This is a genomic window from Calditerricola satsumensis, assembly GCF_014646935.1.
Classification (GTDB): Bacteria; Bacillota; Bacilli; order Calditerricolales; family Calditerricolaceae; genus Calditerricola; species Calditerricola satsumensis.
Map to the genome: position 1 here is coordinate 1 of NZ_BMOF01000028.1, position 22511 is coordinate 22511.

Consider the following 22511-nt stretch of genomic DNA (forward strand, 5'->3'; position numbering starts at 1 on the left):
AGTGATTGCGTCTCCTTGCAATGGCGTTTTTCTTTGCGATATAATAGTGGACGTTGGTCGTGGGATGGGTGGCGATGAAGCGGAAGGTTGCCGACACACCCGGCCCCATTGCCATGACGGGTGGTCGGGGAATTTCCGTAGAGCGGGCGAAAACGGGAAACTGGGCGATGAAGGAGGGGACACATCATGGCAAAAGCGAAGCAAAAAATCCGCATCCGGCTGAAGGCGTACGATCACCGCATTCTCGATCAGTCGGCGGAGAAGATTGTGGAAACGGCAAAGCGTTCCGGGGCGAGCGTGTCGGGGCCGATTCCGCTGCCGACGGAGCGCACGGTGTTTACGATTTTGCGGTCGCCGCACAAGCACAAGGATTCCCGCGAGCAGTTTGAAATGCGCACGCACAAGCGCCTGATCGACATCCTCAATCCCACGCCGCAAACCGTTGATGCGCTGATGCGCCTGGACCTGCCGTCGGGCGTGGACATCGAGATCAAGCTGTGATGGGACGGGCGATTCAAGGAGGTGGCTGAAGGTGGCGGACGTGAAAGGGATTCTGGGCAAGAAGCTCGGCATGACGCAAGTGTTTACCGAAGACGGCAACGCGATCCCGGTGACGGTCATCCAAGCGGGCCCGTGCGTTGTGTTGCAGAAGAAGGACAAGGAGAACGACGGCTACGAAGCCATCCAGCTCGGCTTTGAAGACAAGAAGCTGTCGCGGGCCAACAAGCCGGAAATCGGCCACGCGAAGAAGGCCGGCACGACGCCGAAAAAGTTCATCCGCGAGATCCGCGGCGTCGACCTGAGCAAGTACGAAGTCGGCCAGGAAGTGCGCGTGGACATCTTCTCCCCGGGTGAGCGCGTCGACGTTGTCGGCACCTCGAAAGGGAAAGGCTTCACCGGCGCCATCAAGCGGCACAACCAGGCACGCGGTCCGATGGCCCACGGTTCGAAGTACCATCGCGGCCCGGGTTCGATGGGTTCCATCGCGCCGAACCGCATCTTCAAGAACCAGACAATGCCGGGGCGCATGGGCAACGAGCGGGTGACGATCCAGAACCTCGAAATCGTGAAGGTGGATCCGGAGCGCAACCTGCTCCTCGTGAAGGGTTCGGTTCCGGGCATCGTGAACAGCTACCTGGTGATCAAGTCCACGGTGAAGAAAGGGAAGTAAGCGGTAACGACCGCGGAAAGGAGGATCCCCCATGCCCAAGGTCGCACTGTACAACATGGAAGGGGCCCAGATTGGCGAGATTGAGCTGTCCGACGCCGTGTTCGGCATCGAGCCGCATGTGCATGTGCTTCACCAGTATGTCGTCATGCAGCAGGCATCCGAACGGCGTGGCACCCACTCCACGAAAACCCGCAGCGAGGTGCGGGGCGGTGGCCGCAAACCGTGGCGGCAAAAAGGGACGGGCCGTGCGCGTCACGGCAGCATTCGCGCGCCGCAATGGGTGGGCGGCGGCACGGTGCACGGGCCCAAGCCGCGCGCGTACGGGTTCAAGCTGCCGAAGAAGGTGCGCCGGCTGGCGATGAAGTCGGCCCTGTCGGCCAAGGTGCGCGACGGCGAGCTGATCGTTCTCGACAAGCTGGCCTTTGAAAAGCCGAAGACGAAGAACATGGTGGCCGTTCTGAAGAACCTGAACGTCGACCGCAAGGCCCTGGTGGTCGGCGGCGAGTTTGACGAGACGGTGTGGCTGTCGGCGCGCAACATTCCGGGCGTGAAGTACCTGGCGGCCCACAAGATCAACGTGCTCGACGTGCTGCGCCACGACAAGCTGATCATGACACAGGACGCGGTGGCCAAAGTGGAGGAGGTGCTAAGCAAATGAAGGACCCGCGGGACATCATCAAGCGTCCGATCATCACCGAGAAAAGCACCGACCTGATGGCCGACAAGAAGTACGTGTTTGAAGTGGATCTGAACGCCAACAAGATCGAGATCAAGAAGGCGGTCGAGGCCATTTTCGGCGTCAAGGTGGCCAAGGTGAACACGATGCGCGTCAAGCCGAAGAAGACCCGCTTTGGCCGCTTCGTCGGGCGCACGAAAGAGTGGAAGAAAGCGATCGTGACGCTCACGCCGGACAGCAAACCGATTGAAATCTTCGAGAACGTGTAACGGACAGAGTCGCAAGAAGGAGGGAACGGGCGATGGGCATCAAGAAGTTTAAGCCGACCTCTCCGGGGGTCCGGCAGATGACGGTGTCCACCTTTGAGGAGATCACCACGGACAAGCCGGAAAAATCCCTGCTCGTGCCGCTGAAAAAGCACGCCGGTCGCAACAACCAGGGGCGCATCACCGTGCGCCATCGCGGCGGCGGGCACAAGCGCATGTATCGCATCATCGACTTCAAGCGCGACAAGGACGGCATTCCGGGGAAAGTGGCCACGATCGAGTACGACCCGAACCGTTCGGCGCGCATCTGCCTGATCCATTACCGCGATGGCGAAAAGCGCTACATTCTCCATCCGGTCGGGCTGAAAGTGGGCGACATCGTCATGTCCGGTCCGGACGCCGACATCAAGGTGGGCAACGCCCTGCCGCTGGAGAAGATTCCGGTCGGCACGACGATCCACAACATTGAGCTGAAGCCGGGCAAGGGCGGTCAGCTGGTTCGCGCTGCGGGGGCGGCCGCGCAGGTGGTGGGCCGCGACGGCGACTACGTCATTGTGCGCCTCACGTCCGGCGAGATCCGCAAGATCCACAAGAACTGCCGCGCCACCATCGGCCAGGTGGGCAACCTCGACCATGAGAACATCACCCTCGGCAAGGCGGGCCGCGCGCGCTGGCTCGGTCGTCGTCCGGCGGTGCGCGGTTCGGCGATGAACCCGGTCGATCACCCGCACGGCGGTGGCGAAGGGAAGGCGCCGATCGGCCGCAAGCATCCGGTTACCCCGTGGGGCAAGCCGACGCTGGGCTACAAGACGCGCAAGAAGAACAACCCGAGCGACAAGTTCATCATTCGCCGCCGCAAGAAGTGAGCCGCGCGTGGCATGACGGCCTGACGCGAAAGGAGGAGAAACGATGGGTCGCAGCCTGAAGAAAGGTCCCTTTGCCGACGAACATCTGCTCAAGAAGATTCGCGAGCTGAACGAGAAAGGGGAAAAGCGGGTCATCAAGACGTGGTCCCGCCGCTCGACGATCTTCCCCGAATTCGTTGGCCACACCATTGCGGTCTACGACGGCCGCAAGCACGTGCCGGTGTACATCACCGAGGACATGGTCGGGCACAAGCTCGGCGAATTCGCGCCGACGCGGACGTTCCGCGGTCACGCCGGCGACGACAAGAAGACGAAGAAGTAACGGCGACGCGCCGTGAGAGGAGGGTTCGGTCATGGAAGCTCGCGCCATTGCGCGCTACGTGCGCATTGCGCCGCGCAAGGCTCGCCTGGTCGTTGACCTGATTCGCGGCAAGGACGTGGGCGAGGCGTTCGCCATCCTGCGCCACACACCGAAGAAGGCTGCTCCGATCGTCGAAAAGCTCCTGAAGTCGGCGATCGCCAACGCGGAGCACAACCACAACATGGATCCGAAGAAGCTCTACATCAGCAAGATCTACGTCGACGAAGGGCCGACGATGTACCGCATCCGGCCGCGCGCCCAAGGTCGGGCCTACCGCATTCGCAAGCGGACCAGCCACATCACCGTCGTGGTGGCGGAAAAGCAGCCGAAGAAGGCGGCGCCGAAGGACGAACATCCGAACGCAGATGCGAACGCGGAGAAGAACCAAGAGGCGCAAAAGAAGGAGGGATAACGCGTGGGTCAGAAGGTAAGCCCCGTTGGCCTGCGGATCGGCATCATTCGCGACTGGCAATCCCGTTGGTACGCGGAGAAGGATTACGCGGAGCTGCTGCATGAGGACATCAAGATTCGCGATTACCTGAAGAAGCGCCTGAAGGACGCGGCCGTGTCGACGATCGAGATCGAACGGGCCGCCAACCGCGTCAACATCACCATCCACACGGCCAAGCCGGGGATGGTGATCGGCAAGGGCGGCGCGGAAGTGGAAAACCTGCGCAAAGAGCTGACCCAGCTGACGAACAAGCGCGTGCACATCAACATCCACGAGATCAAGCAGCCCGATCTTGACGCGCAGCTGGTCGCCGAGAACATCGCCCGCCAGATCGAAAACCGCATCTCCTGGCGCCGCGCGATGAAGCAGGCCATCCAGCGGGTCATGCGCGCGGGGGCCAAAGGCGTTAAGACGCAGGTGAGCGGCCGTCTCGGGGGCGCGGAAATCGCCCGCACTGAAGGCTACAACGAGGGGACGGTCCCGCTGCACACGCTGCGCGCCGACATCGACTACGGGTTTGCGGAAGCCCACACCACGTACGGCCGCATCGGGGTGAAGGTGTGGATCTATCGCGGCGACGTCCTGCCGAAGAAAAAGCAGGCCCAAGAGCAAGCGGCTGAGGAAGGGGGCAAGTAACCATGTTGATGCCGAAGCGCGTCAAGTACCGCAAGGAGCAGCGCGGCCGCATGAAGGGGCGCGCGAAAGGCGGCACGACCATCGCCTTTGGGGAATACGGTTTGCAGGCCCTGGAACCGGCGTGGATCACCAACCGGCAAATTGAGGCGGCTCGTATCGCCTTGACGCGCTACATCCGCCGCGGCGGGAAAGTGTGGATCAAGATCTTCCCGCACAAGCCGGTGACGGCGAAGCCCCTCGAAGTGCGGATGGGAAGCGGGAAAGGTTCTCCGGAAAAGTGGGTCGCGGTGGTCAAGCCCGGCAAGATCCTGTTCGAGCTGGCCGGCGTTTCGGAGGACGTCGCCCGCGAAGCGATGCGGCTTGCCGCTCACAAGCTGCCCATCAAGTGCAAGTTCGTGAAACGCGAAGATTTGGGTGGTGAGCAGCAATGAAGATGAAGGCGAGCGACTTCCGGAACATGACCACGGCGGAAATCGAAAAGAAAATCCGCGAGCTGAAAGAGGAGCTGTTCAACCTCAACTTCCAGAAAGCGACGGGTCAGCTGGAGAACCCGGCCCGCATCCGCGAAATCCGCAAGGCCATCGCGCGGGCGAAGACGGTTCTCCGTGAGCGGGAACTGGGCATTCGCTAATCGAGAGGAGGGGTTTCGGTGGCTCAACAAGAGCGTGGCAAGCGCAAAGTGCTGGTCGGCAAAGTGGTCAGCGACAAAATGGACAAATCGATCGTCGTGCTCGTTGAGACCTACAAGCGTCATCCGCTCTACAAAAAGCGGGTGCTGCGTTCCAAGAAGTACATGGCCCACGACGAGCACAACGAAGCCAGGATCGGCGACGTGGTGAAGATCATGGAAACGCGGCCGCTGTCGAAGCGGAAGCGTTGGCGCTTGGTGGAGATTTTGGAGCGGGCGTCGGCGGAAGACCGGGCGGCGCTGGTGGAAGAGCAGCCCGAACCGGCTGACGAAGCGCTGGCCCAAGTCGAATAACGCACGGCAAGGAGGGTGAAGGACGATGATTCAACCGCAAACGCGGCTGGTGGTGGCGGACAACTCCGGCGCGCGGGAAATCATGTGCATTCGCGTGCTGGGCGGTTCGAATCGCCGCTATGCGAACATTGGCGACGTCATTGTCGCATCGGTCAAGCAAGCGACGCCCGGTGGCGTTGTCAAGAAGGGGGACGTCGTGAAGGCGGTCATCGTTCGTTCCAAGCGCGGCGTGCGTCGCCCGGACGGCTCGTACATTCGCTTTGACGACAACGCGGCGGTGCTCATCCGCGAGGACAAAAGCCCCCGCGGCACGCGGATCTTCGGCCCGGTGGCGCGGGAACTGCGCGAGAAAGACTTCATGAAGATCATCTCCCTCGCACCGGAAGTGCTCTAAAGCGGCGAGCGGACGCAAAGGAGGTGCCGAGCGATGTCTCAACCGAAGCTGCACGTGAAAACCGGCGACCTGGTGATGGTCATCGCGGGCAAGGACAAGGGCAAGAAGGGGCGCATTCTGAAGGCTTTCCCGAAAAAGCAGCGCGTGCTGGTGGAAGGCGTCAACCTGGTCAAGAAGCATGTCCGTCCCTCCCCGGACAACCCGCAGGGCGGCATCATCACCGTCGAAGCGCCCATCCACGTGTCCAACGTGATGCCCATCGATCCGAAGACGGGTCAACCGACGCGCGTGGGGTACAAAATTCTCGAGAACGGCAAGAAGGTGCGCATCGCCAAGAAGTCGGGTGCGGTGCTCGACTGACGGAGCTTGAGAGAGAAAGGAGGGTCCCGACATGGGTGCACGGCTGAAGGAGAAGTATCTCAACGAAGTGGTTCCGGCTTTGATGAAAAAATTTGGTTACCGCAACGTGATGGAAGTGCCGAAGATCGAAAAAGTGGTCATCAACATGGGCGTCGGCGAAGGGGCCCAGAATCCCAAGGCCATCGACGGCGCGGTCGAAGACCTGACGCTCATCGCCGGCCAAAAGCCGATCGTGACGCGGGCCAAGAAATCGATTGCCGGTTTCAAGATCCGCCAGGGGCATCCCATCGGGGTGAAGGTGACCCTGCGCGGCGATCGCATGTACCACTTCCTCGACAAGCTGTTCCACGTGGCGCTGCCCCGCGTGCGCGACTTCCGCGGCGTGTCGCCCCGCTCCTTCGACGGGCGCGGCAACTACAACCTGGGGCTGAGGGAGCAGCTCATCTTCCCGGAGATCGACTACGACAAGGTCGACAAGATCCGCGGGATGGACATCGCCATTGTGACGACGGCGAAGACGGACGAAGAGGCGCGGGAGCTTCTCGCGCAGCTCGGCATGCCGTTCCGCAAACAATAATCGAGAGGGAAAAAGGAAAAAGGAGGGATTGACGTGGCTCGCAAAGCGCTGATCGTCAAGTCCAAGCGGAAGCCGAAGTTCAAGGTGCGCGCCTACACCCGCTGCGAGCGGTGCGGCCGTCCGCACTCCGTGTACCGGAAGTTTAAGCTGTGCCGGATTTGCCTGCGCGAACTGGCGTACAAGGGCCAAATCCCGGGCCTGAAAAAGGCGAGCTGGTAAGCCCCCGAGCAGGGAAGGAGGTAGCTACCCATGGTGATGACCGATCCCATTGCCGATATGCTCACGCGCATCCGGAACGCCAACATGGTCCGCCATGACATGGTGGAGGTTCCGGCGTCCAAGCTGAAGCGCGAAATCGCCGAGATCCTGAAGCGGGAAGGCTTCATCCGCGACGCGGAATACATTGACGACGGCAAGCAGGGCATCCTGCGCATCTTCCTCAAGTACGGCCCCAACAACGAGCGCGTGATCACCGGGATCAAGCGGATCTCCAAGCCGGGGCTGCGCGTGTACGCGAAAAAAGACGAGATCCCGCGCGTGCTGGGCGGCCTCGGGATCGCCATCCTCTCCACGTCCAAGGGCGTCATGACGGACAAGGAAGCGCGGAAGGCGAACGTGGGCGGCGAAGTGATCTGCTACGTGTGGTAACGGACGAGACGAACGGAGGTGTCAGGCATGTCCCGTGTAGGTCGGAAACCGGTCGTCATCCCCGAGGGGGTCGAGGTGACGATCAACGGTCAGGAAGTGACCGTCAAAGGCCCGAAGGGGACGCTTACCCGCACGTTTCACAAGGACATGACGATCAAAAAAGAAGGCAACCAGATTATCGTGGAGCGCCCCTCGGACGACAAATTCCACAAGGCGCTGCACGGCACGACGCGGAGCCTTCTCGCCAACATGATCGAAGGGGTCACGAAGGGCTACAGCAAAACCCTTGAGCTGGTCGGCGTCGGCTACCGCGCGGCGAAGACGGGCAAGAACGTGACGCTGAACGTCGGCTACTCCCATCCGGTGGTCGTCGAGCCGGACCCGGGCATCGAGCTGGAAGTGCCGGAGCAAACGAAGATCGTCGTCAAGGGCATCGACAAGGAAGCCGTGGGGCAGATGGCGGCCAAGATCCGCAAGATCCGCGAGCCCGAGCCGTATAAGGGCAAGGGGATCAAGTACATCGACGAGGTCATTCGCCGCAAGGAAGGCAAGAAGGGCAAGTAACACGCATCGCGTAGGCAGGGGTAGGAAAGGAGTGAACGTCGCATGATCCAAAAGCCGAGTCGGAACGAGCTGCGCAAAAAGCGTCATCTGCGCGTGCGCAAGAAGGTGTTCGGCACGCCGGAGCGACCGCGGCTGAACGTGTTCCGGTCCAACAAGCACATCTACGCGCAAATCATTGACGACCTGAAAGGTCACACGCTTGTGGCGGCGTCGACGCTGGACAAGGAGCTGCGCGACCAGATCGAAAACGGCGGCAACGTGGAGGCGGCGGCCAAGGTTGGCGCCCTGGTGGCCAAGCGGGCTCTCGAGAAGGGAATCACCAAGGTGGTCTTTGATCGCGGCGGGTACAAGTACCACGGCCGTGTGAAGGCGCTGGCCGAGGCGGCGCGCGAGGCGGGCCTCGAATTCTGATCGATGTCGGCAAAGGAGGGACCAACATGCGCATTGACCCCAGCAAACTTGAGCTGGAAGAGAAAGTTGTGCAAATCAACCGCGTGGCCAAAGTGGTGAAGGGCGGCCGTCGCTTTAGCTTCAGCGCCCTGGTGGTCGTCGGCGATCGAAACGGCCATGTGGGCTTCGGCCTGGGGAAGGCGGCGGAAGTGCCGGACGCCATCCGCAAGGGGATCGAGGCGGCGAAGAAGAACCTGATCAAGGTGCCGCTGCGCGGGACGACCATTCCCCACGAAGCGATCGGCCACTTTGGCGCGGGGAAGGTGCTGATCAAACCGGCCGCTCCGGGTACGGGGGTTATTGCCGGCGGTCCGGTGCGCGCGGTGCTGGAGCTGGCCGGCATCACCGACGTGCTCTCCAAGTCGCTGGGCTCCAACAATGCCATCAACATGGTGCGGGCGACGATGGACGCCCTCCAGCAGCTGCGCACGCCGGAGCAGGTCGCGAAGCTGCGCGGGAAAACGGTTCAGGAACTGCTCGGATAAGGGGGGAACGATGGTGGCGAAGAAGCTCGCAATCACCCTCAAGCGCAGCCTGATCGGCCGCCCCGAGAAGCATCGGGTGACGGTGCGGACGCTGGGGCTGCGGAAGTTGCACCAGACGGTGGTGCATGACGACAACCCGGCCATCCGCGGCATGATCAACCAGGTGCGCCATCTCGTCGAGGTTAAGGAGATCGACGCGTAACGCGAACCCCATTGCCCAAAAGGCTCAGGAGGTGTGACCATGAAACTGCACGAACTGAAACCGGCTCCGGGATCCCGCAAGCGGAAGAAGCGCGTGGGCCGCGGTACCTCGAGCGGCCACGGGAAGACGGCCACCCGCGGGACGAAAGGGCAGTGGGCCCGCTCAACGGTGCGTCCCGGGTTTGAAGGCGGGCAGACGCCGCTGTATCGCCGGCTGCCCAAGCGCGGGTTCACCAATCCGATGCGCAAGGAGTACGCCATCGTCAACGTCGAGGCCCTCAATCGCTTTCCCGAGGGCACGGTGGTGACGCCGGAACTCTTGGTGGCGGAAAAGCTGGTCAAAAACGTGAAGGACGGCATCAAGATCTTGGGCGACGGCGAGCTGAAGGTGAAGCTGACGGTCCAGGCCCACAAGTTCTCCCGTTCGGCGATCGAGAAGATTGAGGCTGCCGGTGGCAAGGCCGAGGTGGTCTGATGTTCCGGACGCTCGCCAACATCATGCGGGTGGAGGATCTGCGGCGGAAGATCCTCTTCACGCTGGCCATGCTGGTCGTCTTCCGCATTGGCAGCTTCATCCCCGTTCCCAACATCAATGTCGAGCTCCTTGAGGCGTGGAGCGAGCAGAACCGCGTCTTCGGGTTCTTCAACACCTTCACCGGCGGCGCCCTGCAAAACTTCTCCATCTTCGCCATGGGCGTCATGCCGTATATCACGGCGGCCATCATCGTGCAGCTCTTGTCGATGGACGTCGTGCCGAAGTTCGCCCAATGGGCGCGGGAAGGGGAAGCGGGGCGGCGCAAGCTGGCCCAGTACACCCGGTACTTTACGGTGGTCATCGCCCTGATCCAGTCGACGGGGATGGCCATCGGGTTTAACAACCTGGTGCCGGGGCTCGTCATTGACCCCGACGTGCCCACCTATGCGCTCATCGCGTTGGTCCTGACGGCCGGCACCATCTTTCTGATGTGGCTGGGCGAGCAGATCACGGAGAAGGGGATCGGCAACGGCATCTCGATTCTCATCTTTGCCGGGATTGTGGCCGGGATTCCCGATGGCCTTCGCGCCATCTACGCCTCGGAGTTCGTGCAGGCCGGCGATCGGCTCTTCTTGAGCATCCTCAAGATGGTCGCCGTGCTGATCGGTGTCCTGCTGGTGGTCGTCGGGGTGATCTTCGTCCAGCAAGGGGTGCGCAAGATCCCGGTCCAGTACGCCAAGCGCGTGGTCGGCCGCCGCATGTACGGCGGGCAGTCGACGCACATCCCGATCAAGGTGAACGCCGCGGGCGTGATCCCGGTGATCTTTGCCATCTCGCTCCTCATCTTCCCGCCGACGATCGCCCAGTTCTGGGCCGGTGCGCCGGTGGCGGACTGGATCATCCGCAACTTTGACTACCGCGCCCCGCTCGGCATGTTCCTGTACGTGCTCTTGATCATCGGGTTCACCTACTTCTATACCTTTGTCCAGATCAACCCGGTGCAGATGGCCGAAAACCTGAAGAAGTACGGGGGGTACATCCCCGGCATTCGCCCGGGGCAGGCGACCTCGGCCTATCTCACGCGGGTGCTCAACCGCATCACGCTGTTTGGCGCGCTGTTCTTGGCGGCGATTTCCATCCTGCCGGTCTTCTTCACGGCGGTGGCCAACCTGCCGGCCAGCGTGCAGATCGGGGGGACGGCCCTGCTCATCGTCGTTGGCGTGGCGCTGGAGACGATGAAGCAGATCGAAAGCCAGCTCATCAAACGCCACTACAAGGGGTTCATCCGGTAACGAGCCCCGGGGTATGGAGGGATACGGGTGAACATCGTGTTCATGGGGCTTCCGGGAGCCGGGAAAGGGACGCAGGCGGAACGGATCGTGGCCACCTTCGGCATCCCCCACATTTCCACCGGCGACATGTTTCGCCAGGCCGTGCGCGAGGGGACGCCGCTGGGGCTGAAGGCCAAGGAATACATGGACAAGGGGCTCCTGGTGCCGGACGAGGTGACGGTGGGCATCGTCCGCGAGCGCCTCAGCCAAGGCGACTGCGCCAAGGGCTTTCTCCTTGACGGCTTCCCGCGCACGGTGCCCCAGGCGGAAGCCCTCGACGCGACGCTTGCGGAAATGGGACGGCGTTTGGATCACGTCATCTACCTCGATGTGCGCAAGGAAACGCTGCTGGCGCGCCTGACCGGCCGGCGCATCTGCCGCCAGTGCGGGGCCACCTACCATGTGGTCTTCAACCCGCCGCGCCAGGAAGGCGTGTGCGACAAGTGCGGCGGCGAGCTGTACCAGCGGGACGACGACAAGGAAGAGACGGTGGCGACGCGCCTCGAGGTCAACCTGACGCAGACGGAGCCGCTCCTCGCCTATTACGAGGAGAAGGGCCTGCTGCGGCGCGTCAACGGGGAACAGGAGATTGATGCCGTGTTTGCCGACATTGCCCGGATTTTGCGGGGGTAAGGAGCGGCGATGATCATCCTGAAATCGGAGGCCGAGCTGAAGATTATGCGGGAGGCCGGGCGCATCGTCGCCGAAACGCACCGACTCCTCGCCAAAGCCATTCGCCCGGGGGTTACGACGAAGGAGCTCGACGAGATGGCGGAGGACTACATCCGCCGGCGCGGCGCCATTCCGTCGTTCAAAGGCTACAACGGGTTTCCGGCCAGCATTTGCGCGTCGGTCAACGACGAGCTCGTGCACGGGATTCCCTCGGACCGCAAGCTGAAGGAAGGCGACATCATCAGCATCGACATCGGTGCCCAATTGGACGGTTACCACGGCGATTCGGCATGGACCTACGCCGTCGGCGACATCTCCGACGAAGCGAAGCGACTGCTTCGGGTGACGGAAGAGTCGCTGTACAAAGGGATCGCGCAGGTTCGGCCCGGGGCGCGGCTGTCGGACATTTCCCACGCCATCCAGACCCACGTCGAGGCGGCGGGGTTCTCGGTCGTCCGCGAGTATGTGGGGCATGGAATTGGGCAAAGCTTGCACGAAGAGCCCCAAATTCCCAATTACGGACCGCCCGGACGCGGCCCGCGCCTCAAGCCGGGCATGGTGCTGGCCATCGAGCCGATGGTCAACGCGGGCCAGCGGTACGTCCGCACGCGGGAGGACAACTGGACGGTGGTCACGGCGGACGGCTCGCTGTGCGCCCATTTCGAGCACACCGTCGCCGTGACCGACAGCGGCTACGAGATCTTGACGCTCCCCTGAGGTGACGGTGCCCATGGCCGAAGAGATGCCATCCTTTGAAGTTGGGCAAATCGTGCGCTCTCTCCGCGGGCGGGACGCGGGGCGGCTCGCGGTGGTCATCCGCATCGAAGGCGACCGCTTCGTGTGGATCGCCGACGGAGACCGGCGCACGTTCGACCGGCCAAAGAAGAAGAACCGCATTCACCTCGAACCGTTCGACTACATTTCGCCCGAGGTGCGGCGGAGCCTGGAGGAGACCGGACGCGTGACGAACGGAAAGCTCCGCCACGCGATCAAGACGTTCCTCGACGCGCATCCCGAATACCGAACGGAAGGAGAGGATGCCGATGGCGAAGGATGATGTCATTGAAGTGGAAGGGACGGTCATCGAGCCGCTTCCCAACGCGATGTTTCGCGTGGAACTGGACAATGGGCACAAGGTGTTGGCCCACGTTTCCGGGAAGATCCGCATGAACTTCATCCGCATTCTTCCCGGCGACCGGGTCACCGTGGAACTGTCGCCGTACGACTTGACGCGCGGCCGGATCACGTACCGGTACAAGTGAGGCGGCCAGACACGCGAAAAAGGAGGGTTCTGCCATGAAGGTCCGTCCATCGGTGAAGCCCATTTGCGAAAAGTGCAAGGTGATTCGCCGCAAAGGCGTCGTTCGGATCATTTGCGAAAACCCGAAGCACAAGCAGCGCCAAGGCTAAATCCACAACAGGGAGGGAACGCGTTCCATGGCACGGATTGCGGGTGTTGACCTGCCGCGCGACAAGCGCATTGAAATCGCCCTGACATACATCTACGGCATCGGCCGGACCACGTCGAAGAAGATCCTCGAGGCGACCGGCGTCAACCCGGACACGCGCGTGCGCGACCTGACCGAAGAAGAGGTCTCCAAGCTGCGCGACTACATCGACAAGAACCTGAAGGTGGAAGGCGACCTGCGTCGGGAAGTGGCGATGAACATCAAGCGGCTCATCGACATCGGCTGCTATCGCGGCATTCGCCATCGCCGTGGCCTGCCGGTGCGCGGGCAGCGGACGCGGACGAACGCCCGGACGCGCAAAGGGCCGCGCAAGACGGTGGCCAACAAGAAGAAGTAACGCCTAGGACAAGGAGGTATGCCTGATGGCCAAGCGGAAAGCGACGACGACCCGGGTTCGCCGCCGCGATCGGAAGCAGTTCGAGCAGGGCATTGCCCACATCAAGTCGACCTTCAACAACACCATCGTGACGATCACCGATCCGCAGGGCAACACCATCGCCTGGGCCAGCGCCGGGACGATGGGCTTCAAGGGGTCGCGGAAGAGCACGCCGTTTGCGGCGCAGATGGCGGCGGAAGCGGCGGCCAAGGCGGCCATGGAGCACGGGATGAAGACGGTTGAGGTGCAGGTGAAAGGCCCGGGGGCCGGCCGGGAAGCGGCCATCCGTTCGCTGCAAGCCGCCGGGCTGGAAGTGAGCGTCATCAAGGACGTCACGCCGATTCCGCACAACGGGTGCCGTCCGCCGAAGCGCCGTCGGGTCTAACGGGTTTAGCGGGGATGCCGTCATCCCATACTGGTGGAAGAACGAAAAGCCAGCGCACGCCGCTCCGGCACGACCGGGTGCCTCCCGCCGGAGGATGCGCCCGGCGCAGGAGAGGCACCCGTTGAAGGAGGGTTCGCCACCGATGATCGAAATCGAAAAGCCGAAGATTGAGGTCGTCGAGGTGAGCGAGGACGGCCGATACGGCAAGATCGTCGTCGAGCCGCTGGAACGGGGATACGGGACGACGCTCGGGAACTCGCTGCGTCGCATCTTGCTGTCCTCGCTTCCCGGCGCGGCGATCACGAGCGTGCAGATCGACGGCGTGCTGCACGAGTTCTCCACGATCGAGGGGGTCTTGGAGGACACCACCCAGATCATCCTCAACCTGAAGAACCTGACCCTCAAGATCCATTCCGACGAGGAGAAGATCCTCGAGATCGATGCCGTCGGCGAAGGCGAGGTGAAGGCGGGGGACATCCGCCACGACAGCGACGTGGAGATTTTGAACCCCGACCTCCACATCGCCACCCTGGCCGAAGGGGCGCGCCTGTCCATGCGCATGACGGCCAAGCGCGGCCGGGGCTACGTGCCGGCGGAAGGGAACAAGAAGCCGGATCAACCCATCGGCGTCATTCCGATTGATTCGATTTACACGCCGATCCGGCGCGTCAATTACAGCGTGGAGAACACCCGTGTCGGCCAAGTGACGAACTACGACAAGCTCATCCTCGAAGTGTGGACCGACGGCAGCATTCGTCCGGAAGAAGCGGTCAGCCTGGGCGCCAAGATCCTGACCGAACACCTCAACCTGTTTGTCGGCCTGACGCAGAACGCCCAGGACGCGGAGATCATGGTCGAAAAAGAGGACGACAAGACCGAGAAGGTCCTCGACATGCCGATCGAGGAGCTCGATCTCTCCGTGCGCTCCTACAACTGCCTGAAGCGCGCGGGGATCAACACCGTGGGCGAGCTGATCCAAAAAACCGAGGAAGACATGATGAAGGTGCGCAACCTCGGAAAGAAATCGCTTGAAGAGGTGCAGGAGAAATTGGCCGAACTGGGCCTGTCCCTGCGCAAAGACGATTAGAGAAGAGAGGCATTGAAGGAGGGATTCCGCATGCCGGCTGGCAAACTCGGTCGCAAAACGGCGGCCCGTAAGGCCCTGTTTCGCGATCTCGTGACCGACCTCATCATTTACGAGCGGATCAAGACGACGGAAGCGAAGGCCAAACAGGTGCGGTCCATCGCCGAGAAGATGATCACGCTCGCCAAGCGCGGTGACCTGCACGCGCGTCGGCAAGTGGCCGCCTTCGTGCGCAAGGAAGTGGCGGACCCGAGCACGGGGCAGGACGCGATTCAAAAGCTGTTTTCCGACATTGCCCCGCGCTATAAGGAGCGCAACGGCGGCTACACCCGCATCCTGAAGCTGGGGCCGCGCCGGGGCGATGGCGCACCGATGGTGGTTTTGGAACTCGTGGAGTGATCGGGCGGAAAAAGGGTGGACAGGATCCGGTGCCGGTCCGGATTCTGCTTTCTTGCCCTTTTTCTTTTTTCCTTGACCGGAGGTTGGGGCGAAAAGGGGGAGGGGCGCGTGCAAGCGGCGGTCGTGTGTGAAGGGGTGGGGTACGCCTACCCCGCCGGTGGCGACGGCCAGCCGGTGTGGGCCCTGCGCGGCGTGACGCTGACGGTGACGCGCGGCGAATGGGTCGCCATCGTGGGGCCGAACGGCTCGGGCAAGTCGACGCTGGCCAAGCTGGTTGCGGGGCTGCTTTTGCCCGCCGAGGGCCGGGTGACGGTGTGCGGCATTTCCACCGACGACGAATCGCGTTCCGCCGAGCTGCGCCGCCGCGTGGCCATTGTCTTTCAGAATCCGGACAACCAGCTCGTCGCCCCGACGGTGGAGGAGGACGTGGCCTTCGGGCCGGAGAACCTCGGCCTTTCGCCGGAGGAGATTCGCCGCCGTGTCGACGAGGCGCTGCGGGCGACGGGCATAAGCGCGCTGCGCCAGGCCCCGCCGCACCGCCTGTCCGGGGGACAAAAGCAGCGCTTGGCCATCGCCGGGGCGCTGGCCATGGAGCCGGAGGTGCTCGTGCTCGATGAGGCGACGGCGATGCTCGACCCCCAGGGGCGGCGCGAGGTGTGGGCGACGGTGCGCCGCCTGCACCGCGAGCGGGGCCTGACGATCTTGTTCATCACCCACCGCCTCGAGGAGACGCTGGCGGCCGACCGCATTGTCGTGCTGGCCGACGGGCGGATCGTGGTCAGCGGCCCGCCCCGTGCGGTGTACGCCAACCCCGCGCGCCTCGAGGCCCTCGGATTGGACGTCCCGCCGGTGGTGGCGTTGCGCGAGGCGCTGATCCGGCGCGGCCTTCCCCTCTCCCGCGACGTGTTGACGCACGACGAGTTGGTGACGGCCTTATGGAGATTGTGGTCAACGGCTTGACCCACGTGTATGACGCCGGCACCCCCCTGGCGCGGCCGGCCCTTCGCGGGGTGACCTTTCGCCTGCGATCGGGGTCCTTTGTCGGGGTCATCGGCGCCACCGGTTCAGGCAAATCGACGCTCATCCAGCACTTCAACGGGCTTTTGCTGCCGACGGAGGGCGAGGTGCGCGTGGGTGACGTCACCCTGAGGCCCGGAAGCCGCGTTCCGCCCGCGCTGCGCCAGCGGGTGGGGCTGGTCTTTCAGTATCCGGAGCACCAGCTCTTTGCCGAGACGGTGGAGGAGGACGTGGCGTACGGCCCGCGCAACTTCGGCTGGCCCGAGACCCTTGTGCGGAAGCGCGTGCGCGAGGCGCTGGAGGCGGTTGGCCTCGATCCGGACCGCTACGCCCGCCGCTCCCCCTTCGCCTTGAGCGGCGGGGAAAAGCGGCGCGTCGCCCTCGCCGGTGTGCTCGCCGCGCGGCCCGAGGTGCTCGTGCTGGACGAGCCGACGGCGGGTCTCGACCCGCGCAGGCGGAATCAGCTTTTGGCGCTCATCCGGCGGCTGCATCAGGAGGAGGGCCTGACCGTAATCTGGGTGACGCACACGATGGAGGAGGTGGCCGAGCTGGCCGACCATCTCCTCGTGCTGCATGATGGGCGGCTTGTCCTGGAGGGGGCGCCGGCCGAGGTGTTTGCCCGGCGTGAGGTCCTCGCGGCGGCCGGAGTCGACGTGCCCGAGCCGGTGGCCCTCGCCGCCGCGCTCAACCGCTTCCTGGATCCGCCCCTAGCCGAGACGCCGCTCACGGTCGACGCCCTCGCGGCGGCGGTTGCCGAGCGGTTTGCGCAGAGGAGGGGAGGGCGGTGATCGCCGGGCTGCGTCACCTGCCGCTCGGGGCGTATCTGCCGCGCGACTCGGTCGTGCACGCCCTGGATCCGCGCGGCAAGTTCCTCTTTCTGCTTGTGTTTGCGGCGCTGGCCCTTTCCGCGCGGTCGGCGGTCGATTTTGCTGTCCTGTACGGCGCTGTCGTTGGCGCGGCCGGCCTGGCGCGCATTCCGCTGGCGTACCTCGTCCGCGGGCTGCGCCCCGTTCTCTGGTTCTTGGCCTTCACCGCCGCGCTGCACGCCCTGACGACGCGGCAGGGGGCCGTGCTGTGGGCGTGGGGGCCGCTGGCCGTCACCGAGGGCGGGCTGCGCGCGGCGGGCGTGGTGGCGCTGCGCGTGCTGCTTCTTGTGGCGGCCTCGTCGCTCCTGACCCTGACCACCTCGCCGCTGGCCCTGACCGACGGGTTTGCGCGCCTTATGGCCCCGCTGCGCCGCTTCGGCGTTCCGGTGGCCGAGCTGGCCCTGATGATGAGCGTGGCGCTGCGCTTTGTGCCCACGCTGCTCGAGGAGGCCGAGCGCATCGCCCGGGCCCAGGCGGCGCGGGGAGCTGACTTCACGACGGGACCGCTGGCCCGCCGCGCCCAGCACCTCTTGGCCCTGCTCGTTCCCCTGTTTGTCGGGGCGTTTCGCCGGGCCGAAGAGCTGGCCGTGGCCATGGAGGCGCGCGGCTGGCGCGGCGGCGACGGGCGCACGCGCATGCGCCCGCTCGCCTGGACGCGGCGCGACGCGGCGCTGATTCCGCTCGCCGCGCTCCTTGCCGCCGTGGTGTGGTGGGCCTAGAGGACACGGGAAAGGACGGTGTGGGCCATGCGCAAGATTCGCCTGACGGTGAGTTACGACGGGACCGACTTTTCCGGCTTTCAGATTCAACCGAACCGGCGCACGGTGCAAGGGGTCCTTCAAGACGCCCTGGCCAAGCTGACCAAGGCTCCCGTGCACGTTGTCGGCGCCGGGCGTACCGACGCCGGGGTGCACGCCTACGGCCAGGTGGTCCATTTTGAAACGGACAGCCGCATTCCGGTCGACAAGTGGCCGCTCGCCCTCAACGCCGTGTTGCCGCCGGACATTGTCGTGCGGGAGGCCCAGGAGGTGGATCGGGCCTTTCATGCCCGGTATAGCGCCACCGGAAAAACCTACGTCTACCGCGTCGACAACCGGCGGTATCCCGACGTCCTCGCGCGGCGCTACGCCTACCACGTCCCCCACGCCCTCGATGTCGAGCGCATGCGCGCGGCGGCCCGCCATCTCCTCGGTCGGCACGACTTCACGTCCTTCTGCTCGGCCAAAACGACGGTGAAGGGTGACCGCATCCGCCACCTGCGCCGGGCCGACATCGTCGTTCGCGGCCAGGACATCTGGTTCTGCTTTGCCGCCGACGGTTTTCTGTACAACATGGTGCGCATTCTCGTCGGAACGCTGCTGGAGGTGGGCCAGGGGATGCGCGATCCGGAGGCGATCCCGGCCATCCTTGCCGCGCGCGATCGGGCCGCCGCCGGGAAGACCGCGCCGCCCCACGGGCTCGTTCTCTGGTCGGTCTCCTATGGCGATGACGCGCACAACCCCGTTGACTTTGCTTCGATTTTTTAGTATCATCTTGTTTGGTATTTTTCTTTACCCTTTGCCCACGAGCCCCGGTTCACATAGATCGACCCATTCGCATCCTTCGGGAGGGACGACCGATGCGCACGTACATGGCCAAGAAAGGCGAAGTGGAACGCAAGTGGTACGTTGTGGACGCCGCCGGCCAAACCCTGGGCCGACTGGCCAGCCAAGTGGCGGCCATTTTGCGCGGCAAGCACAAGCCGCAGTACACCCCGCATGTCGACACCGGCGATTTCGTCATCGTGATCAACGCCGAGAAAGTGGTCCTCACGGGGAAAAAGCTCGACAAGAAGGTCTATTACCGTCACTCCGGGTATCCGGGCGGCTTGAAGAAGACGACGGCCCGTGAGATGCTGCAGAACAAGCCGGAAGAAATGATTGAGCGCGCCGTTTGGGGCATGCTGCCGAAGAATCGCCTGGGCCGCAAGCTGATCAAGAAGCTGAAAGTGTACCGCGGCAGCGAGCACCCGCATCAGGCGCAAAAGCCCGAAGTGCTGGAACTTCGCTATCAGTAATGGGGAGGGTCTGATCCGTGGCACAGGTTCGGTACTACGGTACGGGTCGTCGGAAAGAGTCGGTCGCCCGCGTGTGGCTGGTTCCCGGTGACGGGAAGGTGACGATCAACAAGCGCAGCCTGGACGACTATTTTGGCGGCTTGGAAACGCTGAAGCTCATCATCAAGCAACCCCTCGTGCTGACGAACACGGCCGACAAATACGACGTCATCGTCAACGTGCGCGGCGGCGGCGTTTCCGGTCAGGCCGGGGCCATTCGCCACGGCATTGCGCGGGCGCTCTTGAAGGTGGATCCCAACTTCCGCCCGGTGCTCAAGAAAGCGGGCTTCCTGACGCGCGACCCGCGGATGGTCGAGCGGAAGAAGTACGGGCTCAAGAAAGCCCGCCGTGCGCCGCAATTCTCCAAGCGCTGACGAAAGCCCCTTTGCCTCTCGCCGATGGGCGAGGGGCTTTTCTCTTTTTTCGCCGCCGCATAAACGCCGCGTTCGCCCCGTATACTGTCACAGGCGAGCGGACAAACCGGCCCATTCGGCGACCTGCGTCCGCCGGCGGGCCGCTTTCGGTTGGGGGGAGGGGGAATGCGCGTGTGGCGGGGACGAGGGTGGGGGATGGCCGCGGTTGTGGCGGTGGTGGCGCTCTGGTTTGGCCTGAACCTGGACCATCGCGATCGCCCGGCGTGGGCGTTGCCCCTGTCCGGCGTGGTCATTGCCGTGGACGCGGGACACGGCGGACCGGACGGGGGAGCCGTCAGCGCCGACGGGGTGACGGAGAAGGATGTCGTTTTGCCGGTGGCCCTTTACCTGCGCGACTTTCTGCAGGAGGCGGGCGCCCTCGTCGTCATGACCCGCGAGACCGACGCCGATCTGGCCGCGCCGGAAACGAAGGGGCTGAGCCGGCGCAAGACGGAGGACCTCTTGGCCCGTGCCCGCTTGGTCAACGAAAAGGGGGCCGACCTCCTCATCAGCGTGCACGCGAACAGCGTCCCCTCGCCGCGCTGGTTTGGGGCGCAAACCTTTTACCATCCGGGGCGCGAAGCCAGCGGGCGGGTGGCGGCCCTCGTGCAGGAGGAGTTGCGTGCCGTGCTGGCCAACACCGACCGGCGGCCGAAGCGGCGGAGCGACCTCTACCTCATCCGCGCCGTCCAGTGCCCGGCCGTGCTGGTGGAGATCGGGTTTCTGTCCCATCCGCGGGAGGCGCGTCTGTTGGCCGACTCGGGATACCAGCGGGCCTTGGCCCTCGCCATTTACCGCGGCGTGCTGCGGTACTATGCGGGGGAGGAGCCGGCTGCCGACGCAAGGGGCGAAGGTTTCCTGTGGTATAATGGGCCCTAGAGCGCAAACGTGCGCAGGCGAACTCTCCCCAAACGAGGTGCTGCCCATGATCACCCGCGAGAGCGTCCTGGAAGCGCTCCGGCATGTGCGCGATCCGGAACTGAACCGCAGCGTCGTCGAGCTCGGCATGGTCCGCGATGTGGTCATCGACGGCGACAGCGTGCGCCTGAGCGTGGTGCTGACCGTGGCCGGCTGTCCCTTGAAGGCCCGTATCGAAGAGGATGTGGTCAACACGATCAAACAGCTCGGCGCCAAGGAGGTGCATGTCACCTTTGGCGCCATGACCGACGAGGAGCGGGCCGCCTTGGCCGCGCGGCTCAAGGGCGAACAGGCGAAGGCACTGGAGAGCGCCCAGGGTTCGGTTCCGCCGCTCTTGGCGCCGGGAAGCCCGACGGTGTTCATCGCCGTGGCCAGCGGCAAGGGCGGGGTGGGAAAGTCGACGGTCGCCGTCAATTTGGCCGTGGCCCTCGCGCGGGCCGGTCATCGCGTGGGGCTCATCGACGCCGACATCTACGGCTTCAGCGTGCCGGATCTCTTGGGCATTGACCAGCGGCCGACCGTGATCGACGACGTCATCCTGCCCGTCACCCGCTTCGGCGTGAAGGTGATGTCGATGGGCTTCTTTGTCGAGGAGAACACCCCGGTCATCTGGCGCGGGCCGATGCTCGGCAAGATGCTGCGCCATTTCTTCAGCGACGTCCATTGGGGCGACCTCGACTACCTGATCCTCGATCTGCCGCCGGGAACGGGCGATGTGGCCCTCGACGTGCACCAGCTGCTGCCCCAGAGCAAGGAGATCCTCGTCACCACCCCCCACGCGACGGCGGCGTTTGTCGCCGCGCGGGCCGGGGCGATGGCCTTGCGCACCCATCACGAAATCCTGGGCGTCGTGGAGAACATGGCCTACGTGACGTGCTCGGCGTGCGGCCACAAGGGGCCCATTTTTGGGCAAGGGGGCGGGGAAAAGCTGGCTCGCGAGCTGGGCACCGAGCTGCTGGCCCAACTGCCCCTGGCCCAGCCGCCGGCGCGCGACATCGACGATCCCGATTTCGCGCCCGGCCTTTACCCTGCGGACAGCGAGATGGGCCGCCTGTATGCGCGCATCGCCGCGCGGATCGACGAAAAGTGCCGCGCGCGGGCGTGACGCGGGGCGCGGTCGCTGCGTGCGGCAGCCCATGGATCGGTTTTCCGAAACGGATCGAGCCCTTGGCGGGTACAGAAACCCGGTCAAGGGCTCGCCGCGTATTCCTGCTTACATGCCGCCGCCTCCGCCTCCACCGCCTCCGCCTTGTTGGCCTCCACCCCCGCCGCTTGCCTCCCCTTTTTTCCCTTTTTTCTGCCTCGTGAGCATGTCTTCGGATGCTTTTTGCATCAGCTCCATCACTTCCAGGCGGAAGTAGGGGCTTTGCAGGGCGTCCTTCATCACGTGCATCAGGTGCTGGCGAAATTGCGGGGTGTCCATCAAGTCCAGGAAGATCTTTTGGAATTCCGGATCGCGCAGGGCGTCTTTCCACGCCTTCAGGTATTCCGGGTCCTTCATCAGGTCCTTTTGCAACTGGCGCTGTTCGCGCTTGAGCGCCTTGGCAAAGGCGCCGGCGACGCGCGGGTCCTTCAGCATCTCCGAGAACTGCTTCTGGTTTTTGGGATCGGTGAGCGTCCGCTCCACGGTCGAGCGGACCATCTCGTCGTTCACCACAATTTGCTGGCGGAATTCGGGATGTTTCAGGACGTCGCGGATCGCTTTCTTCCCGTCTTCGGTTTGCAGGATGTCGACGACCATCTGCTTCATTTCCTTATAGTCGGGCTTGCTTTGCGCTTGGCCGCCCCCGCCGCCTCCGCCGGGGGAGCAGGCGGAGAGGAGAAGGGCGGCGGCGCACACGAGCGCGAGGGGGTGACCGGGCCGGCGCATGGGCGTACAGCCTCCTTCGAACGCGGACTTGGGGGCAAACGTTTGGTAGTACT

At 64.0% G+C, this 22511-nt stretch carries 38 protein-coding genes and 2 pseudogenes; 39 read left to right on the forward strand and 1 reads right to left on the reverse strand.

The genetic code is table 11. The annotated features are described in order from the left end of the window. Positions 1-186 precede the first annotated feature (186 nt). The 39 genes and pseudogenes from rpsJ to salA all read left to right on the forward strand — a co-directional run bounded on the left by rpsJ (position 187) and on the right by salA (position 21693). Positions 187-501: a 30S ribosomal protein S10 gene (gene rpsJ, locus IEX61_RS07495; protein ID WP_054673313.1), complete on the forward strand. Its 315-nt coding sequence runs from the start codon at positions 187-189 to the stop codon at positions 499-501. Positions 502-541: 40 nt separating this feature from the next. Further along, complete coding sequence (gene rplC, locus IEX61_RS07500; protein WP_083463161.1) at positions 542-1171, forward strand: 50S ribosomal protein L3; 630 nt, start codon at positions 542-544, stop codon at positions 1169-1171. A 31-nt stretch (positions 1172-1202) separates the two neighbouring features. Continuing rightward, positions 1203-1829 (forward strand): 50S ribosomal protein L4, encoded by a 627-nt coding sequence (rplD, locus tag IEX61_RS07505; RefSeq protein ID WP_188817413.1) that lies wholly within the window; start codon positions 1203-1205, stop codon positions 1827-1829. Further along, positions 1826-2116 (forward strand): 50S ribosomal protein L23, encoded by a 291-nt coding sequence (rplW, locus tag IEX61_RS07510; protein ID WP_054669363.1) that lies wholly within the window; start codon positions 1826-1828, stop codon positions 2114-2116. The genes rplD and rplW overlap by 4 nt, the downstream gene beginning before the upstream one ends. Positions 2117-2148: 32 nt before the next feature. Beyond that, positions 2149-2979 carry a 50S ribosomal protein L2 gene (rplB, locus tag IEX61_RS07515; protein WP_054669360.1) on the forward strand — a complete coding sequence of 277 codons (831 nt, stop codon included), beginning with the start codon at positions 2149-2151 and terminating at the stop codon, positions 2977-2979. Positions 2980-3022: 43 nt separating this feature from the next. Further along, the gene (gene rpsS, locus IEX61_RS07520; RefSeq protein WP_054669358.1) at positions 3023-3301 is read left to right on the forward strand and encodes a 30S ribosomal protein S19; all 279 of its coding nucleotides are present in this window, start codon (positions 3023-3025) and stop codon (positions 3299-3301) included. Positions 3302-3332: 31 nt separating this feature from the next. Next, a pseudogene (rplV, locus tag IEX61_RS07525) lies at positions 3333-3662 on the forward strand (50S ribosomal protein L22); the annotation flags it as partial. A 93-nt stretch (positions 3663-3755) separates the two neighbouring features. Continuing rightward, positions 3756-4427: a 30S ribosomal protein S3 gene (gene rpsC, locus IEX61_RS07530; RefSeq protein WP_188817415.1), complete on the forward strand. Its 672-nt coding sequence runs from the start codon at positions 3756-3758 to the stop codon at positions 4425-4427. A gap of 2 nt (positions 4428-4429) precedes the next feature. Then, positions 4430-4858 carry a 50S ribosomal protein L16 gene (rplP, locus tag IEX61_RS07535; protein WP_054669350.1) on the forward strand — a complete coding sequence of 143 codons (429 nt, stop codon included), beginning with the start codon at positions 4430-4432 and terminating at the stop codon, positions 4856-4858. A gap of 2 nt (positions 4859-4860) precedes the next feature. Next, positions 4861-5058 (forward strand): 50S ribosomal protein L29, encoded by a 198-nt coding sequence (gene rpmC, locus IEX61_RS07540; RefSeq protein WP_054669347.1) that lies wholly within the window; start codon positions 4861-4863, stop codon positions 5056-5058. A gap of 18 nt (positions 5059-5076) precedes the next feature. Next, positions 5077-5334, forward strand: a pseudogene (rpsQ, locus tag IEX61_RS12480) (30S ribosomal protein S17); the annotation flags it as partial. Positions 5335-5434: 100 nt separating this feature from the next. Continuing rightward, on the forward strand, positions 5435-5803 hold the full coding sequence (rplN, locus tag IEX61_RS07550; RefSeq protein WP_054669344.1) for a 50S ribosomal protein L14: 369 nt from the start codon (positions 5435-5437) through the stop codon (positions 5801-5803). Between the two features lie 48 nt (positions 5804-5851). Further along, complete coding sequence (gene rplX, locus IEX61_RS07555) at positions 5852-6163, forward strand: 50S ribosomal protein L24 (RefSeq protein ID WP_054669367.1); 312 nt, start codon at positions 5852-5854, stop codon at positions 6161-6163. 31 nt (positions 6164-6194) lie between these two features. Continuing rightward, positions 6195-6740 (forward strand): 50S ribosomal protein L5, encoded by a 546-nt coding sequence (gene rplE / locus IEX61_RS07560; RefSeq protein ID WP_054669342.1) that lies wholly within the window; start codon positions 6195-6197, stop codon positions 6738-6740. 33 nt (positions 6741-6773) lie between these two features. Beyond that, positions 6774-6959, forward strand: a complete 186-nt coding sequence (locus tag IEX61_RS07565) for a type Z 30S ribosomal protein S14 (protein WP_054669339.1) — start codon at positions 6774-6776, stop codon at positions 6957-6959. A 30-nt stretch (positions 6960-6989) separates the two neighbouring features. Continuing rightward, positions 6990-7388, forward strand: coding sequence for a 30S ribosomal protein S8 (gene rpsH, locus IEX61_RS07570; protein ID WP_054669334.1), 399 nt, complete (start codon positions 6990-6992; stop codon positions 7386-7388). Positions 7389-7415: 27 nt separating this feature from the next. After that, on the forward strand, positions 7416-7952 hold the full coding sequence (rplF, locus tag IEX61_RS07575; protein WP_054669331.1) for a 50S ribosomal protein L6: 537 nt from the start codon (positions 7416-7418) through the stop codon (positions 7950-7952). A gap of 42 nt (positions 7953-7994) precedes the next feature. After that, complete coding sequence (rplR, locus tag IEX61_RS07580) at positions 7995-8363, forward strand: 50S ribosomal protein L18 (protein WP_054669328.1); 369 nt, start codon at positions 7995-7997, stop codon at positions 8361-8363. A gap of 26 nt (positions 8364-8389) precedes the next feature. Continuing rightward, positions 8390-8887 carry a 30S ribosomal protein S5 gene (gene rpsE, locus IEX61_RS07585; protein ID WP_188817417.1) on the forward strand — a complete coding sequence of 166 codons (498 nt, stop codon included), beginning with the start codon at positions 8390-8392 and terminating at the stop codon, positions 8885-8887. A 13-nt stretch (positions 8888-8900) separates the two neighbouring features. Further along, complete coding sequence (gene rpmD, locus IEX61_RS07590) at positions 8901-9089, forward strand: 50S ribosomal protein L30 (RefSeq protein ID WP_054669364.1); 189 nt, start codon at positions 8901-8903, stop codon at positions 9087-9089. A 39-nt stretch (positions 9090-9128) separates the two neighbouring features. Further along, positions 9129-9563: a 50S ribosomal protein L15 gene (rplO, locus tag IEX61_RS07595; protein WP_054669321.1), complete on the forward strand. Its 435-nt coding sequence runs from the start codon at positions 9129-9131 to the stop codon at positions 9561-9563. Then, positions 9563-10855 carry a preprotein translocase subunit SecY gene (gene secY / locus IEX61_RS07600; protein ID WP_188817419.1) on the forward strand — a complete coding sequence of 431 codons (1293 nt, stop codon included), beginning with the start codon at positions 9563-9565 and terminating at the stop codon, positions 10853-10855. Before rplO ends, secY begins: the two co-directional genes overlap by 1 nt. A gap of 27 nt (positions 10856-10882) precedes the next feature. Then, positions 10883-11527, forward strand: coding sequence for an adenylate kinase (locus tag IEX61_RS07605; protein ID WP_054669318.1), 645 nt, complete (start codon positions 10883-10885; stop codon positions 11525-11527). A gap of 9 nt (positions 11528-11536) precedes the next feature. Then, the gene (gene map / locus IEX61_RS07610) at positions 11537-12283 is read left to right on the forward strand and encodes a type I methionyl aminopeptidase (protein WP_054669316.1); all 747 of its coding nucleotides are present in this window, start codon (positions 11537-11539) and stop codon (positions 12281-12283) included. Positions 12284-12296: 13 nt separating this feature from the next. Then, positions 12297-12623, forward strand: a complete 327-nt coding sequence (locus tag IEX61_RS07615) for a KOW domain-containing RNA-binding protein (protein ID WP_054669313.1) — start codon at positions 12297-12299, stop codon at positions 12621-12623. Then, entirely contained in the window at positions 12610-12828 is a 219-nt protein-coding gene (gene infA / locus IEX61_RS07620; RefSeq protein WP_054669311.1) for a translation initiation factor IF-1, read from the forward strand. Before IEX61_RS07615 ends, infA begins: the two co-directional genes overlap by 14 nt. A gap of 34 nt (positions 12829-12862) precedes the next feature. After that, positions 12863-12976, forward strand: coding sequence for a 50S ribosomal protein L36 (gene rpmJ / locus IEX61_RS07625; RefSeq protein ID WP_054669309.1), 114 nt, complete (start codon positions 12863-12865; stop codon positions 12974-12976). A 27-nt stretch (positions 12977-13003) separates the two neighbouring features. Then, a complete protein-coding gene (gene rpsM / locus IEX61_RS07630; RefSeq protein ID WP_054669307.1) occupies positions 13004-13372 on the forward strand; it encodes a 30S ribosomal protein S13 in 369 nt (122 codons plus the stop codon). Positions 13373-13397: 25 nt separating this feature from the next. Then, positions 13398-13796 carry a 30S ribosomal protein S11 gene (gene rpsK / locus IEX61_RS07635; RefSeq protein ID WP_054669305.1) on the forward strand — a complete coding sequence of 133 codons (399 nt, stop codon included), beginning with the start codon at positions 13398-13400 and terminating at the stop codon, positions 13794-13796. Between the two features lie 142 nt (positions 13797-13938). Further along, entirely contained in the window at positions 13939-14883 is a 945-nt protein-coding gene (locus IEX61_RS07640) for a DNA-directed RNA polymerase subunit alpha (protein ID WP_054669303.1), read from the forward strand. Positions 14884-14913: 30 nt separating this feature from the next. Further along, the gene (gene rplQ, locus IEX61_RS07645; protein WP_054669302.1) at positions 14914-15279 is read left to right on the forward strand and encodes a 50S ribosomal protein L17; all 366 of its coding nucleotides are present in this window, start codon (positions 14914-14916) and stop codon (positions 15277-15279) included. Between the two features lie 108 nt (positions 15280-15387). Then, entirely contained in the window at positions 15388-16239 is an 852-nt protein-coding gene (locus IEX61_RS07650) for an energy-coupling factor transporter ATPase (protein WP_229725773.1), read from the forward strand. Further along, positions 16215-17084: an energy-coupling factor transporter ATPase gene (locus IEX61_RS07655; protein WP_188817421.1), complete on the forward strand. Its 870-nt coding sequence runs from the start codon at positions 16215-16217 to the stop codon at positions 17082-17084. Before IEX61_RS07650 ends, IEX61_RS07655 begins: the two co-directional genes overlap by 25 nt. Then, positions 17081-17881 (forward strand): energy-coupling factor transporter transmembrane component T family protein, encoded by an 801-nt coding sequence (locus IEX61_RS07660; protein ID WP_229725774.1) that lies wholly within the window; start codon positions 17081-17083, stop codon positions 17879-17881. Before IEX61_RS07655 ends, IEX61_RS07660 begins: the two co-directional genes overlap by 4 nt. Before the next feature lie 27 nt (positions 17882-17908). Beyond that, a complete protein-coding gene (gene truA / locus IEX61_RS07665) occupies positions 17909-18688 on the forward strand; it encodes a tRNA pseudouridine(38-40) synthase TruA (RefSeq protein WP_054673005.1) in 780 nt (259 codons plus the stop codon). Between the two features lie 92 nt (positions 18689-18780). Beyond that, positions 18781-19218 carry a 50S ribosomal protein L13 gene (gene rplM, locus IEX61_RS07670; RefSeq protein ID WP_054673002.1) on the forward strand — a complete coding sequence of 146 codons (438 nt, stop codon included), beginning with the start codon at positions 18781-18783 and terminating at the stop codon, positions 19216-19218. A 17-nt stretch (positions 19219-19235) separates the two neighbouring features. Then, positions 19236-19631: a 30S ribosomal protein S9 gene (rpsI, locus tag IEX61_RS07675; protein ID WP_054673000.1), complete on the forward strand. Its 396-nt coding sequence runs from the start codon at positions 19236-19238 to the stop codon at positions 19629-19631. 165 nt (positions 19632-19796) lie between these two features. Next, positions 19797-20549 (forward strand): N-acetylmuramoyl-L-alanine amidase CwlD, encoded by a 753-nt coding sequence (gene cwlD, locus IEX61_RS07680; RefSeq protein ID WP_188817423.1) that lies wholly within the window; start codon positions 19797-19799, stop codon positions 20547-20549. Between the two features lie 46 nt (positions 20550-20595). Further along, positions 20596-21693, forward strand: coding sequence for an iron-sulfur carrier protein/transcriptional regulator SalA (salA, locus tag IEX61_RS07685; protein WP_188817425.1), 1098 nt, complete (start codon positions 20596-20598; stop codon positions 21691-21693). Between the two features lie 108 nt (positions 21694-21801). Here salA and gerD read toward each other — a convergent pair whose 3' ends face one another. Then, entirely contained in the window at positions 21802-22458 is a 657-nt protein-coding gene (gerD, locus tag IEX61_RS07690) for a spore germination lipoprotein GerD (RefSeq protein ID WP_054670876.1), read from the reverse strand. Between the last annotated feature and the right edge of the window lie 53 nt (positions 22459-22511).